At 56.2% G+C, this 15297-nt stretch carries 18 protein-coding genes and 1 pseudogene; 10 read left to right on the forward strand and 9 right to left on the reverse strand.

Annotation, left to right across the window (positions count from 1 at the left end; translation table 11 throughout):
- The first annotated feature begins 54 nt into the window (after positions 1–54).
- From MHK05_RS08855 to MHK05_RS08870, 4 genes and pseudogenes are all read left to right on the forward strand, one after another.
- Positions 55–764: pseudogene (locus tag MHK05_RS08855) on the forward strand (IS6 family transposase).
- 584 nt (positions 765–1348) lie between these two features.
- Positions 1349–2233, forward strand: coding sequence for an ABC transporter ATP-binding protein (locus tag MHK05_RS08860; RefSeq protein WP_239206182.1), 885 nt, complete (start codon positions 1349–1351; stop codon positions 2231–2233).
- Positions 2230–2964 carry an ABC transporter permease gene (locus MHK05_RS08865; protein ID WP_239206184.1) on the forward strand — a complete coding sequence of 245 codons (735 nt, stop codon included), beginning with the start codon at positions 2230–2232 and terminating at the stop codon, positions 2962–2964. The genes MHK05_RS08860 and MHK05_RS08865 overlap by 4 nt, the downstream gene beginning before the upstream one ends.
- 82 nt (positions 2965–3046) lie before the next feature.
- Entirely contained in the window at positions 3047–3514 is a 468-nt protein-coding gene (locus MHK05_RS08870; protein WP_034660245.1) for a hypothetical protein, read from the forward strand.
- Positions 3515–3877: 363 nt separating this feature from the next.
- Here MHK05_RS08870 and MHK05_RS08875 read toward each other — a convergent pair whose 3' ends face one another.
- From MHK05_RS08875 to MHK05_RS08900, 6 genes are all read right to left on the reverse strand, one after another.
- Entirely contained in the window at positions 3878–4240 is a 363-nt protein-coding gene (locus MHK05_RS08875; protein ID WP_239206186.1) for a DoxX family protein, read from the reverse strand.
- Entirely contained in the window at positions 4237–4821 is a 585-nt protein-coding gene (locus tag MHK05_RS08880) for a TetR/AcrR family transcriptional regulator (RefSeq protein WP_239206188.1), read from the reverse strand. Before MHK05_RS08880 ends, MHK05_RS08875 begins: the two co-directional genes overlap by 4 nt.
- A gap of 20 nt (positions 4822–4841) precedes the next feature.
- Complete coding sequence (locus MHK05_RS08885; RefSeq protein WP_023020268.1) at positions 4842–5420, reverse strand: LURP-one-related/scramblase family protein; 579 nt, start codon at positions 5418–5420, stop codon at positions 4842–4844.
- Positions 5421–5448: 28 nt separating this feature from the next.
- A complete protein-coding gene (locus tag MHK05_RS08890; RefSeq protein WP_239206190.1) occupies positions 5449–6645 on the reverse strand; it encodes an HNH endonuclease signature motif containing protein in 1197 nt (398 codons plus the stop codon).
- Positions 6646–6884: 239 nt separating this feature from the next.
- Positions 6885–7541: a PrsW family glutamic-type intramembrane protease gene (locus tag MHK05_RS08895; protein WP_239206192.1), complete on the reverse strand. Its 657-nt coding sequence runs from the start codon at positions 7539–7541 to the stop codon at positions 6885–6887.
- On the reverse strand, positions 7538–7972 hold the full coding sequence (locus MHK05_RS08900) for a hypothetical protein (protein WP_023020271.1): 435 nt from the start codon (positions 7970–7972) through the stop codon (positions 7538–7540). Before MHK05_RS08900 ends, MHK05_RS08895 begins: the two co-directional genes overlap by 4 nt.
- A gap of 118 nt (positions 7973–8090) precedes the next feature.
- Between MHK05_RS08900 and MHK05_RS08905 the strand changes: the two genes are divergently transcribed.
- Genes MHK05_RS08905 through MHK05_RS08915 form a run of 3 tightly spaced genes read left to right on the forward strand, consistent with a single transcriptional unit; the run spans position 8091 to position 9575 of the window.
- Complete coding sequence (locus MHK05_RS08905) at positions 8091–8453, forward strand: heme transporter (protein WP_239206194.1); 363 nt, start codon at positions 8091–8093, stop codon at positions 8451–8453.
- Complete coding sequence (locus MHK05_RS08910; RefSeq protein ID WP_239206196.1) at positions 8453–9292, forward strand: hypothetical protein; 840 nt, start codon at positions 8453–8455, stop codon at positions 9290–9292. The genes MHK05_RS08905 and MHK05_RS08910 overlap by 1 nt, the downstream gene beginning before the upstream one ends.
- The gene (locus MHK05_RS08915; protein ID WP_239206198.1) at positions 9270–9575 is read left to right on the forward strand and encodes a CHY zinc finger protein; all 306 of its coding nucleotides are present in this window, start codon (positions 9270–9272) and stop codon (positions 9573–9575) included. Before MHK05_RS08910 ends, MHK05_RS08915 begins: the two co-directional genes overlap by 23 nt.
- On the opposite strand, the gene MHK05_RS08920 is transcribed toward MHK05_RS08915, so the two are convergent.
- Positions 9572–10132 carry a hypothetical protein gene (locus MHK05_RS08920; protein WP_239206200.1) on the reverse strand — a complete coding sequence of 187 codons (561 nt, stop codon included), beginning with the start codon at positions 10130–10132 and terminating at the stop codon, positions 9572–9574. The two genes, MHK05_RS08915 and MHK05_RS08920, sit on opposite strands and share 4 nt — an antisense overlap.
- Before the next feature lie 22 nt (positions 10133–10154).
- Positions 10155–11465, reverse strand: a complete 1311-nt coding sequence (locus MHK05_RS08925) for a M20/M25/M40 family metallo-hydrolase (protein WP_239206202.1) — start codon at positions 11463–11465, stop codon at positions 10155–10157.
- 77 nt (positions 11466–11542) lie between these two features.
- Here MHK05_RS08925 and bioB point away from each other — a divergent pair, with 77 nt between their 5' ends.
- From bioB to MHK05_RS08940, 3 genes are read left to right on the forward strand one after another with little or no spacing between them, the layout of a single operon-like run.
- A complete protein-coding gene (gene bioB, locus MHK05_RS08930; RefSeq protein ID WP_034655643.1) occupies positions 11543–12523 on the forward strand; it encodes a biotin synthase BioB in 981 nt (326 codons plus the stop codon).
- Positions 12523–12795 (forward strand): biotin synthase auxiliary protein BsaP, encoded by a 273-nt coding sequence (gene bsaP, locus MHK05_RS08935; protein ID WP_239206204.1) that lies wholly within the window; start codon positions 12523–12525, stop codon positions 12793–12795. Before bioB ends, bsaP begins: the two co-directional genes overlap by 1 nt.
- Positions 12796–12805: 10 nt before the next feature.
- On the forward strand, positions 12806–13729 hold the full coding sequence (locus MHK05_RS08940) for a Sir2 family NAD-dependent protein deacetylase (RefSeq protein ID WP_239206206.1): 924 nt from the start codon (positions 12806–12808) through the stop codon (positions 13727–13729).
- On the opposite strand, the gene MHK05_RS08945 is transcribed toward MHK05_RS08940, so the two are convergent.
- On the reverse strand, positions 13730–14719 hold the full coding sequence (locus MHK05_RS08945) for a lipase family alpha/beta hydrolase (protein ID WP_239206208.1): 990 nt from the start codon (positions 14717–14719) through the stop codon (positions 13730–13732).
- Positions 14720–15297: the final 578 nt, after the last annotated feature.

Consider the following 15297-nt stretch of genomic DNA (forward strand, 5'->3'; position numbering starts at 1 on the left):
GGTGTTGTTGCAAAGTTGGGGCAGTAGGAACGGCGACGTGAAATAATCACAGCCATGGGTATCTTCTCCGGTTGTCATTTCCCCGTGACATCATTCTATGGGCAGTGCGGTGGTACTGCCGCTACGGGGTGAGCTACCGCGCTCTGGAGGAAATGATGACCGAGCGGGGCGTGCCGGTCGATCACACCAGGATCTACCGCTGGGTCCAGAAATACGCGCCTGAGCTGGACCAGCAAACACGGTGGTACCGGCAGGTACCTGACTGGCAGGCCAGTTCCTGGCGGGTGGATGAGACCTATATCCGGGTCGGCGGCAGGTGGTGCTGCCTCTATCGGGCGATCACCGCCGGTGGCCAGACCCTGGACTTTTACCTCTCTTCGAAGCGAAACGTGGCCGCAGCGAAGTGTTTGCTTGCCAAGGCCGTCAGATCCAATGCGTCAGCCGGGTATCTCAGAGTGATCAACGCCGATAAAGCACCCTGCCTAGCCAGGGCAATCGCCGAGTTGAAGTCAGAGGGAATCTGCCCGCCAACAATGGAACACCGGTAGGTGAAATACCTCAACAACATCCTGGAAGGCGACCATGGTCGGCTGAAGCGGATCCTCGGGCCGAAAGGCGCGTTTAAGAACCGGACATCTGTATATCGGACGTTGAAAGGGATGGAGGCGATGCAATCATTGTGGAAAGGGCAAGGCGCGATGTTTGCCTACGGGCAACCGAACCCGGACGCGGTGATCGTCAACCAGGTCTTCGAGACGACCTAACAACGCCCACACGCAGCGGCCATCAGGGAATGAGAAACTGAGTCTTCGCTGCTCTCCGCCCAACTTTGCAACAACACCTGTTCGGAAAAGCTAATCCAGCTGCACGGGGGCGTGTTGAAATGCTTCCGCCGGCTGGAATGATGGTGGGTGCTATTTTGGCTGGGCTGTTACTGGAGTATTCCGGTTTCTTATCGGTGACAGTTACTTTTATCCTCGTGTCAGTCGTAGCAGTACTTACGCTCTTTGCCCTGGGTAAGAACTCCATTGCGATAGGCGTTAAACAGCGGTGAGCGATTATATATTCGACCTTGATGGGACTATTTAATCAGGTGAGTACGCTTATTTGTCGATGGTAAATATGGCAAGCAGCAAAGTTACTCCCGACGTGTCTACTTTCCGAGGGTCAGGCCCACAGTTTACATTGGTGTCCAAACCGTAATGCTGTTTATGACCATGATCAGCAAAGCGTTGAGAATGCTACTATCGCAATCATTCTCGGATGATGACATTGCACATCTCGACTGCTTTAACGTCGTCCGCCGTAAGTCTAGGCAGCTTCGTCGTCAACTAAAGGACAGTGGGTCATGTCAGAACTTGTACGACTAGAGCGTCTCTGTAAGTCCTATCCTAATCGAGAAAAGCCCGCAGTCGACAACGTTTCGCTAAATATCGACAGGGGTAGTGTCTACGGTTTAATTGGGCGCAACGGTTCAGGAAAGAGCAGCTTAGCTCGTATCCTCACCGGCATACTACGCCCTACTTCCGGCCACATTTGGATAAATGAAAGCAGAGATGCGTCCGCAACCACTCACTGGCAGAGGTCAAACGTCGCATATTTGTCGCAATCTCCGCTAGCCCTAAACACCATGACTGTAGAGGAATCAATGAATTTCTTTGGTCGGCTGTACGGGACGAAGTCATCGAACAAGCAGCAGAAACATCTCCTAGAAAAGCTAGGCATTCTTCGATTCCGCAATCGAGAGGTGAGATCGCTATCTGGTGGACAAAGTAAACTTGTCCAACTTGCAATCGCTATCTCCTCAAACCGCCCTTTCGTCATTCTGGATGAGCCCACGAATGAGCTGGATGCGTTAAATCGCCGTCTAGTATGGGACGAAATTGAGGCACTCTCTCATAAGGGAGTTACCGTATTGGTAATCACTCATGCAGTTTCCGAAGTTGAATCCTGCCTAACTCATCTCGGAATTATGGATAAAGGGCGGCTCATTGCCAACGGCACGGTTAACCAAGTCATGCAAAACGTTCAAAATAGACGAACCATTGCGTACCGCACTGAGTCCAATAGTGATAAAAGTTCAGAACCTTGCGAGCAGATAGTAGGTGTCGACGAAGTTCCGAGAATTGTCTCGAAACTATGTGACGAAGGAGCCGGCGATATTACTATTAGCTCACCCAATCTCGAGGATGTTTTTGTCAACCTAATCGCATCCCAAACGAATGAAGCATGAGTAACACCTTTACGTTTACACGCATACAGCTGACTAATTGGCGCTGGTCTTGGCCGTCCATGCTGCTTACTGGGATTGTCGTTCCTGTTCTAATGTCCTTAGGGCTTGGTGTGTACGCACAAAATTTAGGTGGGGCCGCCGTTGAGTACGCTGTTATTGGTGGTCTATCTTTTTCTTTGCTATTCGAGTTGCAGGGTAAAATTGCCACCAATATTTCCTTTATGAAGGCGAATGGAGCTCTAGATCAACTAGCTGCTACTGGGGCAAAGCGCCTCCAGTTTGTTGTGGGGAGCTTTATCGCCTTTAGTCTCTTAGCTACTCCTTCACTGCTCATAACTCCAGTTGCGGTAGTTAAGATTCTCGGGCTTTCTTTATCTCCTTCTTTCACTATCATTCCAGCCCTATTTTTTGCTGGTTGTGCTTTTCTTTCTGCCGGAATGATAATTGGAGCATTATGTTCCAGCCTTGAGCAGGCATCTTCCATCTCATTGTTATTGGCTATTACGCTGCTAAGTCTCGGCCCGGTTGCCGTTCCTGAAGACTTGTTGCCTTCGTGGCTTCAGATAGTGGGAGAAGCCAACCCGGCTGTCCACATAAGTGAAGCCATTAGATACGGCCTCTTTGGCGGCGATGGAATCCCCTGGGTATCCATAGCATATTTAGTAGGTGTCACTGCCATCTTGCTTATTGGTGCTGTGGTTTCTCTACCCTGGCGGCATAAACGGGAATAAAAGTTTTTCCACACACAAATAATTTGACACGCTCCGATAAAACTTACACTGCGACTGTTAAAACTAAACCGTTTAGAGAAGTATGCAAGGCTTAATAGGTAGAATTTCAGATAGCAGCAACCAGGCTAAAATTTTTGTGCTCTTTGCGCGTACGGAAGCTACGTCTGACGAAGAATTTGTCGGAATAGCTTTAACCAGAGAGCAGGAGCGTGCCATGGGCGAGCATGTTGATTCTCCAGGTATAACCTGTTGGACTGAAGAAGTTCCCCTTGACGGCTGGGACGGAAAACTAGACAAGTCTCGTTTCCCGAGACTTGTCTATCTCGTTTTTAGGGAGGGGTATGCGCAACATTCCTCCGTGCGTTTCCAAGAAATGAGCCCAGATATATTGGCTGCATTTACCACGCGTGAAGCAGCTCAAACTGAGGTCGTTTCTCGGCAGAAAAAGGAGCCTTCATTCTTACCGAGTGAGTATCATATATGGGAAGTCGAGTTCGGATTTTTGACCGAAAACTTCCGTGGCCAAGGTCCAGAAATCCCCATGTACTGAGCAATCCGTTGTGTATCCCTTAGATTATGCCGCAAAGAATACGCAAATATCTCTACCACGGTGAAAAAGCGGAATGGGCTTTATCATGGACGGTTTTCGTACGAGTGTGTTTGACGGTGCGTAGAGCTTAGTCCAAGAATGCAGTGATGCACGGTTGATTCTAAACAATGCTGACACTGAGCTCAGCGAGTTCTCCTTATTGTTCTTGTAGAGTGCTACGGCATTGCGTTTGAACTGTTCGGAGTACCTAGACATGGTGGTAGATTACCTTTGTACCCAACCTAACCGGACTGGGCATCAGGTGTCCACCTAATAGGGGTTAGATCTGAAAGTGCCTACGGGAATGTAGAACTCCTTTCTGCATTATGCGGCGAGCGTTACAATTAGCGCCGCGATGGAAAGGATAAGCATGCCCAAACAGTTAGCCCAGAATTCGGTGCCGGTGAATTTGGCTTTCAGGTGAGCGAAGGCTGCAGCAAAGAAATATGTGACGATGCCTGCTAGTGCCGCAACTCTGACTCCGGGGTAGGCAAGTCCGACTATCAGCCCGGAAATCGCGACGCATTTGATATAGATGAGAGCCCACCACCATTGGCGTGGGAATTTTACGCCGGTGAGGCATTTTTCAATGAACTTAACGGGACGAATTGACAGTATGACGTCGCCTGAAAGAATGACGGCAAGGAGAATGGAAGGCCAGATAGGGGCTGTTTCGTCGAAAATCATAGTTGGACTCCAAATACGCTTTCTAGGCGATTGATGATTGTGCGTGCTTGGTCTTTTAGTTCTTGCGACGAATAAAGTCCGGCGGCCCAGCCGATTAGCAAACCTAGATAGGCGTGATACAAGACTCCTGCAAGATCGCGAGACTCATCCTCGGTCAATCTTGATGCCGCGAGACGTCGAAGGATTTCTTCCGTGAGAAGATGTTCCAAGCGTCTGAGCTCTTGCCCTTGATCGCCAAGTTCAATGAGAGCAGATGCGTAAGCGCGGGATAGTTCGCTGTGTCCTGCAAACATCTCCAAAAATGGATTGATGACCGAAATGAGATCTCCAGGTGGTTGAGTCCTGAGTCCGTCATGAATCTTTGCAATTTTGTGGCTGATGCTTTGAACCAGCAGTGCGCGCTTTTCGCCGACAGACATGACTGTGCCAACGCTGACACCAGCCTTTTTCGCAATTTCTCTAATGCTGGTATCGGCATATCCCGTAGTTTCGAAAAGTTCGCCTGCAGCGGTTAACACCTTTAGGCGCGTTGTGTTCTTCGAGCGCGCACGTGAGTTTTTATGAACAGGTTCAGTGAACATGTTCATATCGTAGCAGACATCTACTCTCTGTTCTTTTCCTTCGTCCGCAGCATATCCATGCTCATCACGGCGCCGATGATGGCAGCATGTTGTTGCTCGTTGAGACCTGGGGTGATGGCTAGGCAGTAGGTATTTTTACCCATGAAGTAGTTGCCTACGCCGGTCCACTCGTTGGTGACGTTGGCAAGCTGGCGGCCGTGGGAGGTGATGGAGAGGTTCCAATCCCAGAAATCGCCGCGAATTTCGACGTCAGGAAAGCCCTTCATGGTCAGCTCCAGCTTTGTTTTGAGCATGGAGAAACGCTTGGTAATGACGGCCATGGGCTGTTCGATTCCCGGCAAGTGCACCTCATAGGTATCCCGCAGAAAATTCGGCGGATCCGAAATCGTCATGACCGTCTGTAGGGGGTTGCCTTCAGCATCCGTGAGTGCGACCTCCAAGCTGCGAGAGGATTTAAACACCATATCTTTAAGACTGGTGGATTGCAGGATCGTGCCCACAGGGGTGCCGTCGATATCGGTGATCATGAACTGATCATTGAGGAAGGACTTGGTCTGGGTAATTACGAGCTCATCCAGTGTGAATAAATTTTGCGTCATGCCAGCCACTGTAGGGCAGCTGGTGGAATTATTCCTCCTCCCTAAGGGTGGTTTTCTGCTGGCGCATGAGTTCTTGGGCCTCTTCATATGCTCGGGCGCGGTGGGCGGTCATGGTTTGCGCAAAGGTCTGCACCCAATTCTTGTTCTTGGGTGCCAGCGGGCCGGAGGGCTCCGTAGCGGTCCAGGTTCCGTCTTCAAATAGCCAGATGATGTCGCGCGTATGTGGATCCATGACGTAGAAAGCACGACCATCGGTCTTCACATTGTGATGGTGCTGGCAGAGGCAGGCCAAGTTAGACGGAGTGGTCGGGCCACCGTCCGCGTGGTTGATGCGGTGATCCTTCTGACAGGCCGTGGCCGGGCGATTGCAGCCGGGATAGCGGCAGGTACCGTCAAATCCTTCCAGGTATGCAGCCATGGCCGCCGGGGTGACGTAGCCCTTTACTTCCTGGTTAGGATCCATCTCTCGGATTTTGGTGTAGGGCAGTGCATTCGAGCGCGCCGGGTCGAGCCAGCCCACGGATTCAATAAAGGCCGGGGAATTGGGTACGTCGGTGGCTTTATAGCCGTTGAGGATGATTTCGGGGGCTTGGGTGCGGCCGGTGAGGAGTGCAACGGCGGCGTCGGCAAGCGAGCAATCTAGCTCTAGCGCGGTCTGCCGGATGCACTTATCGACGCTCGCGATAACCGCCGGGTCCGCACTCAAAGTCACCGCCGAGGTGTTATCGCCCCAGTTTTCCATGGTGTAGCGCGGCTGGGTAGGGCCCTGGGTGACGGCCAATGTGTCATCGGCGAGGTTGATGAGCTCGTTGAGCTTGCGCTTGATCTGCGCCTGTGTGCGCATGATCTGGTTGGGCCGGGTAGGGGTGAGGTAAGCGGTGAGCTGCTCATCGATGCGCGCCACCACCTCTGGCGTCGGATTGCCCAAGCGGTTGAGGGACTTATTGATGGCAATAATCCGGTCGAGGTCCAAGTGATAGAGGCGGTGCTGCAGCGCTTGGAGCTCGGGTAGCTCCTCCAAGCGATGCAGCGCCATGAGGATATGGTTAATCCGGCCTTCATTGACGCCGGTGGTGCGGTAGAGGGATTGGGTGACTAATTCGAAATCAGAATCGAGATCGGGCACTTGGTTCACCCAGAACTCGTATTCCGCCTTTCGCATTTCAAAGGCTGAGCGTGTGGTGGGGTCGGTGGTGTTGGTCGTGGAAAAGTAGGGTTCTTCCATGGCGCATCGTACCTAAATTATCGTGTGAACTTGTGTACGATTCACACCTTATAACACCCCTCGGACACGAGCCTTTTCCTTCGTATTTTCGCAGCTTAACAGCTATATTCTGGATCCTTGGTGGGCAGAGTAATTTCGCTTCTTTGTGCCGCATATCTCCTATCTTGCTTGCGTATGAAACGCAGGCCCCAAATAACCAGTGTCCACGTGATGAGGGCGATAAGGAGAATGGTCACCGGCTAATCACCCGCAATGATGGTCGAGGCATTGAATAGGGTATGCAGGGCGATGGCGGCCAGCCAGAATCCGGCCACCTGCCAGTATCCGTGGCGTGCCCCCGCATAGAGCTTGCCGACGCCCCATGCCGCAACCCCCGTATACAGCGCATGGCTAAAGGCGCCAGTGAAGAATCGTCCGATACCGGTAATGATGACGCCCCAGAGGTCGCCGTCCAAGTCATCGATGGCCGCGTTGAGGATGAACGGCACATTTTCCATGGCATCAAAACCAAGGCCTACCGCCATGCCGATCGCGGCGGCTTGGTAGGGATGCTTCACGTTTCCAAAAGCCGCAATAATAATAACGACGCCGAGGAGCTTGATGGTTTCTTCCGGAAGCGGCGAGTAGAAGGCCGCGTATAGGTGGGTGAGCCCCAGCTTGTCCGAGATCCCCACCATCTGATCGTTGAGGCTCACCACCACCGGCTGGGCGAGCGCACCCCATAGGATGCCCTGCCACATCGGCCGCGGCCTAAACCACCAGAATCCCAGTCCAAGCGTCAAGCCAGCGCAGATGAGCGCACCGATGAGCCCCACCTCGGTAAAACGGCGATCAACAAAGAAAAAGCCGGAAACTACCAGGCCGAAAGCGATAGATAGCCAGTACAGATTCTTCATGCCTTTTCTACCTCCTGGGCAAGTTCTTCAGCCCGCGGTCCGTGCAAGGAGAGGAACGTGGTGGGGCCATCGCCCTCAATGCTGATGGCTACGAGGTCGCCATCGCTAAGCGTGCGCTTATCCCCGTCGCGGTCGATGTCTCCTTCCGGCATGGCCGTACCTTCCCTCATTGCCCGGAGGTACCGGCGGGTGGCTTGGTCTTTGTCCTGTACGCCGACTTCTTTAGCGCGGATCTGGGTGCCGTCACAGTCCCAGCGCGGCTCGGCAGTGGTGGAGCCATCTTCTTCCGTGCAGGATAATCCGGGGATGCGCGCCTGGCCGGCCTGCACCTCAGAGGTGGGGTTGTCGTATATATCTGGCAGGAGTGCATTGGTGCCGTAGATGGCACCAAAAATCACGCCTGCCGCGAGGATGAGTGGTGTGCTTTTCATGTACTCAACGCTAAGTATGCCCTGCTCATCGCGGTATCCTCCGCGGGGAGGATTAAGCCGGACGTAGGGAGGATTTCTCCTCCATAAGTTCTGCCAAGCCCTGTGATAGGTTGGGTGAGTGTTTGAGGAGCTAGAAGAAGCGGAAACGAAAGACGAGCCCAGCCGCGCCTGGTGGCAATGGTGGGCACCCATCGCCATGGTCGCGGTTTTCATCGTTGTTCCGCCCGCCGTCTACCACCTTGTTTCCGGCCTTATCCTGCTCATCCTCATGGCCGTGCTGACGGTGATCATTGCTCTTGTCGACGGCGCCACTTTCCGCGCCTCTTGGACCATCTTCTGTGTGGCTGGGCTGGCCTATTTTGCCGCCATGTCCCTGTATTTCAATGAGGGAACGTGGATTTACCTCCCAGTGTTTGTTTTCTTGGCATGGGCTGCGAGCAAGCTAGGTGCCGTGGTGGGCTCCAAGGCAGGGAAGAGCTAATGGAGACCTGGCGCCTAGAGCACCCCGAGGTGGGCACTATCGAGGTGCAGCGCGGATACGATGCCGAATTCGCGGAGATGGGCCAGTGGCCTAAGAAAGCGAAGGACTTCACCCCGGTTCCAGGCGATGCAACCCTGCCGGAACGCCTCCGGCTCTGGCGGAAGAACCCGAGCCCACGCCTGCAGATTGTGGTGAACGGTCAGGTACGCAGCCGCCACGATCGGCCGCGTGCGGGCCGCTATTCGCTAAAGAAGAAGATCGAAAAAGACCTCACCCTTTTTGAGAACTCCGCCCCGCGAACCAAGCCTTACCTAGATATCCAAGCCTCCCCCTTTGGCGAGCTCTTAGACGTCTACTACCGCAATGGTGAGGAGGCAGTTGCCCTCGATCCACCGGCCGACTCACTAGGAGAAAAGCGCCGCACGGCCATGGAGGAAAGCTCCTTTAAGCGGGTGTTGTATCCGCTCCTGGGCGGCTTGGGAAAGTCCGGCTGGGCCATAGGCGTGATCGTGCTTGGCCCGATAATCAGCCGCATTTTGTCTCGGTTGTTGCCGGATTGGGAGCTGCCGGATATCGACCTGCCGGATATCGCGCTCCCAGTGCCGGAGTTGCCGCAGATTGAGCTGCCCGTGCCGAATATTGACTTCAATATTGACATCGATCCGCCCGATTGGCTCGTATTCTTGATGGATTACAGCAAGGTGTGGGTGCCGATCATCATTGCCATTGTGGTGGGTATTCAGGCAGTGCGCAATGCCAAGAAGTCTGAAGAAAAGAAGCAGCAGTGGCAGCAGGGTGGCGCGTATGCTGACGGCCATGAAGATTCACGGCGCGATTGATGCGGAAGGCCGGTGCAGGCATTGGCATTCCCCGCTGGACGTGGTGGCAAATAAGTGCGCCACCTGCGGGGAGTATTTTGCTTGCGCGCTGTGCCACGCCGAGCTCACTGACCATGAGTTTGGGCCCATGCTTGCCGACGCCCCCTCAGTCCTCTGCGGCGCCTGCCGCACCGAGATGAACTACCACGCTTATGCCGCCGTGCCTGCCTGTCCCCACTGTGGGCATAAACTTAATCCCGGCTGCAGCGCGCATGCCGGGATCTATTTTCAGCTAGACCGCTAGAAAGAAGACAGTTGCTGTAGCTGCTGGATTTGCGGAATCTGCGGCAGCTGGAGCTGGGATACAGCGTTCTGGGCAATCTTGGCTGCATCCGGGATGCGGAAGGTCTGGCCCAAGAACGGGACGTCGACAGTCGGCTGGCCAGGGATGGTGCCCAGCTCGATGACCTTGGCGTTCTTGGCTGGCGCCGGGGACGGAGCCGGAGCCGGCTTTGGTGCGGGAGCATTGCCGCGCTGGCCGCCAGTGTTGACCGGCTTGCCCTGGCCAGTAGTGCCGTTTAGGCCGCAGCGGGCAATAGCCTCGTCCATGCGGCCGATGGCGTCGCGAACCTCGTTGCCGCGTGGGTGCACGGTGGCAACGGCGAGGGCCTGGGACTTCTTCTGGTTGTAGTCAGCGGAGTTGGTCCAGTATTGCTTCGCCTGGGAGCAGGAAATCTGGCCGGCAGGCATCTTGGCTAGGAGGTTATCAACGGCGTCGGCATGGGCAGCGGCAGGGGCGGCGAGGGTTACGGTCAGGGCGGTAGCTGCAGATAGCAGCGCGGACTTACGTGCAAAGCTCATGCCAGCTATCTTGCCACACTTGTTATGCCTGTGACAGGCCAAGGAAGCGATTAACCAGGCTGCGGTAAGCGCGCACGGTGAGCTTCAGATCCTCCAAGTAGAGATGCTCGTCGTGGCTGTGCAGCTGTGAATTGGCGCTGGCCATATCGCGGCCCTCGGCGTGCATGGCAAAGCCATAGGCATTGCCACCCTTGCGCCGAGCAAAGCGCAGATCCGAGCCGCCGGTGGCGTGAACTGGGACGACGTCTTTATCGGGGAAGAATTCCTTGGAGGTGGACTCAATGGCGCGCCACAGCTCGGTATCGGTGGAGGATTGCGTGGCATCTTCAGTAATGAGGTGTTCGATTTCTACCTCATCGGCCATGTCTCCAAGCGCGCTGCGCAGGAAGTCATCTAGATCCTCTTGGGTCTGGCCGGGGAAGGGGCGCACATCCATTTCCAGGTAGGCATGTGAAGGCAGCACGTTAATGGCGCCGCCGGCGCGCAGGACGGTCTCGGCGATGGTGGTATGGCTAAAGGCATGCGCGTAGGCGGCGAGGTTGCCGAACTTGGAGTAGTCACCGGTGCCGTCGATAAGCTCCTGCTCGGTCTGGGGGTCAAATTTGAAGGTGCGCACGAAGCCCTCCCAGATCTCATTGGAAGCCGTGGGCGGCTCAGCGGCGGCGATGCGGTGGGCCACCTCACCGATCTTTACGATGGCAAAGTCCTTGCCATAAGGGGTGGAGCCATGGCCGGCATCGCCATGTACGTGCAGGCGGCGCTGGCCGGCGCCCTTTTCACCCACGTTGAAACCCACCGCGCCGGGCAGGTGGCTGCCGCCGGTTTCAGATAAGCAGTTCTTCCAGGAAAAGGCATCGGGGTGGTTTTCGGACATAAAGCGCACGCCGAGACCGCCGCGGGCCTCTTCATCGGCCATGCCGACGAAGGCAAGGGTGCCGCCCGTATTGCCGGTGCGGGCGACCTCGCGCGTGACGGCGGCCATGGTGGCGGTAATAAATAGCATGTCTACGGAACCGCGGCCGTAGAGCTTGCCGTCCTCGATGAGCGCCTCGAAGGGAGGCTTGGTCCATTTAGGTTCGTCGACGGGGACGACGTCTGTATGCCCCATGAGGGTGAGCGGTTCTTTGTCCGGATCGCCGGGGACGGTCACGACGATGGAAACGCGGCCTGGGTGGGACTCGAAGCGCTCAATCTGCACGTCTTCGCCCGCGAAGAATTTTTCTAAACTATCCGCATTGCGTACCTCGTGACCGGAGTCCGGCGTGAGGTCGTTTACGCAGGCATTGCGGATAAGTTCTTGGAGGAGGGAGAGGGTGTCATCATAAAGCGTCATGCTATCGAGCCTAACGCTGGGAAAAATTTTATGTGATTTTAACCAAAGCTGAACGCTGTTCAAGTATGGTTCACACTATGAGCATTATTGACATCGCCCGCGAAAAAGCACTGGAGCAAGGCAAAGGCCTCAACCAGGAAGAACTGCTGCAAGTACTACAGGTTCCGGATTCCCAATTGGAGGAAATCGCCGATATCGCCCACCAGACCCGCCTGAAGTGGTGTGGTCCAGACGTATCGGTGGAAGGCATTATCTCCATTAAAACTGGCGGCTGCCCAGAAGATTGCCACTTCTGTTCTCAGTCCGGCCTCTTCGAGTCCCCAGTGCGCGCCGTGCGCCTCAACATCCCGGAGTTGGTGGAGGCAGCGCAGAAGACCGCCAAGACCGGTGCTACTGAGTTCTGCATCGTCGCTGCGGTGAAGTCCCCGGATGATCGCTTGCTGGACCAGGTAGGCGAGGCGATTGCAGCGATTAATGACGCCGTCGATATCGAGATTTCCTGCTCCCTGGGCACCCTGACCCGCGAGCAGGCGCAGCGCCTAAAGGACATGGGCGCGCAGCGTTATAACCACAACCTGGAGACATCCCGTTCCTTCTTCCCCAATGTGGTCACCACCCACACTTGGGAGGAGCGCAAGCAGACCCTCGACTATGTGCGCGAGGTAGGCATGGAGGTTTGCTGCGGCGGCATCATCGGCATGGGCGAGTCTTTGGAACAGCGCGCCGAGTTCGCCGCGCAGCTGGCAGAAATTGATCCCTGCGAGGTGCCGATGAACTTCCTGGATCCGCGCCCGGGCACCCCATTTGCGGATCGCCCGCTGGTTCCACTGGGTGAGGGCCTGCGCGCCGTGGCGGCATTCCGCTTGGCTATGCCGTCTACCACCTTGCGCTTTGCCGGCGGCCGCGAGCTTTCGCTTGGCGACGACGGCACGGAGCGCGGCCTGCTCGGCGGCATCAACGCCATCATTGCCGGTAACTACCTGACCACCCTGGGCCAGCAGATTGAAAAGGATGTGGACATGTTGAACCGCATCGATCTGCCGATTAAGGCCCTGTAGTGGCTGGTTTATCCGCGCCGACTTCCGAATTGGCCGCTGCCGTCCTGGCTGGGGATGAGCCGATTTTCCATCCGAATACCGGCAAGCCGATCGAGGAAGTCTTTACGCTGCACCCTGCAGCCGCAGCTGGACTCGATGTGCCGCGCTACTGCCAAATCTGTGGTCGCCGCATGGTGGCCCAGGTACGCCCCGATGGCTGGCATACCAAGTGCTCGCGCCACGGGGAGCTGGATTCGGAGTGGCTATACGTAGAGCACTTGCCCGAAAGCTAGCATCGGGAGCATGGATCCAGCCGTCTCCCTTGCGCACCAGTCCGCGCTGCGCTCGATCGCCCGAGTGGTAGAGGAATCGGCGCCGCATACGGAGCCAGGGAGGGCTTTAGGGGACGTCGTCAAGCAGCTGCGCGAGGGCCCAGTGATGGTGCTAACGGGGGCCGGGGTTTCTACGGACTCAGGGGTGCCGGATTATCGGGGGCCGCGTGGCTCGCTGAGTAGGCACCGTCCGATGACCTATCAGGAATTTCGGCATGACCCCGCCGCGAGCCATAGGTATTGGGCCCGCAGTTTTGTGGGGTGGCGAGTCATGGATGCTGCGGCGCCGAATCGTACGCATTATGCGCTGGTGGAACTGGAGCGCGCCGGGCTGATTAATGGCGTGGTTACTCAGAATGTGGACGGCCTGCATAAACAGGCCGGGACCGCGAACTTGGTGGCGCTGCATGGCGATATGGAAACCGTCGTGTGCCTGATGTGCGGATATCGGGAGGCGCGGACGCATTTCGATGCGCGTTTGGCCGCAGCAAATCCGGGGTACTTGGAGCGCCTAGTGGTGGAGGCAGACCAAGTGAATCCGGATGGTGACGTGACCCTGGATGAATCCGACGTGGCGGCGTTTCGCATGGCCGGATGCGAGCGGTGTGGATCGGAATTATTGAAACCAGACGTCGTCTACTTTGGCGAGCCCGTGCCGGCTGAGCGCCGCGATGCCGCCTTTGCCGTGTTGGGACAGGCGCGCTCGCTGCTGGTGGCTGGGTCCTCTCTTGCGGTGATGAGTGGGTATCGCTTTGTGCTGGAGGCAAAGAAGCAGGGCAAGCGCGTAGCCGTCATCAATGGCGGCCCCGGCCGGGGTGATCAGAAGGTGGATACGCTGTGGCGCACGCAGGTGGGCCCAGCCTTTGACGCGGTCCTTGATGAGCTGGAGCTCTAACTAGCGGGGGATAGTCTCTACTAATTCCAAGATGGTGCGCACGATGGCATGGACGCGCTTATCCATGGGCATATCCTCGTGCATGACCACTGCTCGGCGGTCGAAGTCTTGGACATAAATATTTCGCACGGTGCCCTCTGCGACGCCGCGGGGATCAAGGAAGCAGGTTTCGGGTGGGACCACGACGGCATCAGACCGTGTGGCAATGCAGGTATAGCTCACGCCAGATTCCAAGTCGCCATCGCGATTGGCCTCGCGTAGCGCTTCGCTGCCGACAATTTGGTCCATTCCCGCCGGCCCAAACCAGCCATCGATGACGGAGCGCATTACCGCCTCTTGGCGCGGGGTGCGAATGAGGCGGCTGACGATACCGCCGTAGGTAGTTCCGTGGTTTGGCGCGCTGATGCACATCAGGTGGAGGACATGCTCGGCGCCGCCAATCATGCGCATCCAATAGCGGGCGAGGAGCCCGCCCTGCGAGTGGCCGATGAGGATGACCTTGTTCGCGCCGGTGACCATGCGCACGGTGCGGATATAGGCATCGAGTTGCTCGGCGGATTCTGCAAGGGGTTGGGTGGCGCGGCGGCCGTAGTCAGGGGCGAAGACCGCCCAGCCGTCTTGGCGCAGCTCATTGCCGAGGATTTGCCATACGCCCTTGGTATCGCAGGTGCCGTGGATGAGGATGACCGGCCAGGGGCGTTGTGCGGTAGGACGTGCGCCCCAGTCATCTTCGAAGATCCCACGTGGCTTCATGCGTGCGCCTAGCGGGAGGGTGGCGGCCGCATCGGCGTCGAGGGCGGTATCGCCGGGGCTGGTCTTTATCTTCTGCGCTTTGATGAGTTCCGCAATCTCGGCCGCGACCTCCTCGCGCAGTGCCGTGGCTTCGGCAGGGGAGGCGACACCGCGACGCGGGGAATCGGTCAATTCCTTCTCATTGGCACGCCAGAATTTGCGGAGTTGTTCGGAAATAGTGGATTTCAACTCAGCCATGGTTCCGGATTGTACTCGTTATTGCAGGTTAACTGTGTTTTTGTCAGGAGTTAAGAAATTTATGGGCAAACCCTTGACCATCCTACGAAAGGTTTATAAACTTAGGCTTGCCTAATCACGGGCGGTGCTTGCAGGAGGGTGCGCTCCATTCCCTCCTTGGGTACCGAGAGATTAGTCATGGGGAGAAGGCCCGCCGATGCGCTGTCGGCGGGCCTTCGTTGTGGATTAAGGGCGGTTCCCGGCCTGAAGAAAAGGTGACGCACAAGGGGTGTAAAGGAAATATAAAAATTGCGAGCGGGAGGCGTAAAGATAGCGCAAAGATTGCCTAGGGCAGCGGGGGTGTGGTCCTAACGTTTGTGCGTAGCAGGTGCTGCCTTGGTACCGGCACCTGGCAGGCATACCTGTCAGGCACAGGAAAGTTTCACTCGCACAAGGGGGTTTCCCACATGTTAGACATGGCAGATTCTAGTGGTCGTGGAAACACTTCCTATGTTTCGGTTGAGTTTATCAGTGCGGCCATTTTCTCGGCTGGTGTTTGAAAGCCCAGGGTTTTGCGGGGTCGGCGGTTGAGTTGCATG

This window comes from Corynebacterium nasorum (assembly GCF_022347325.1).
Classification (GTDB): Bacteria; Actinomycetota; Actinomycetes; order Mycobacteriales; family Mycobacteriaceae; genus Corynebacterium; species Corynebacterium kefirresidentii.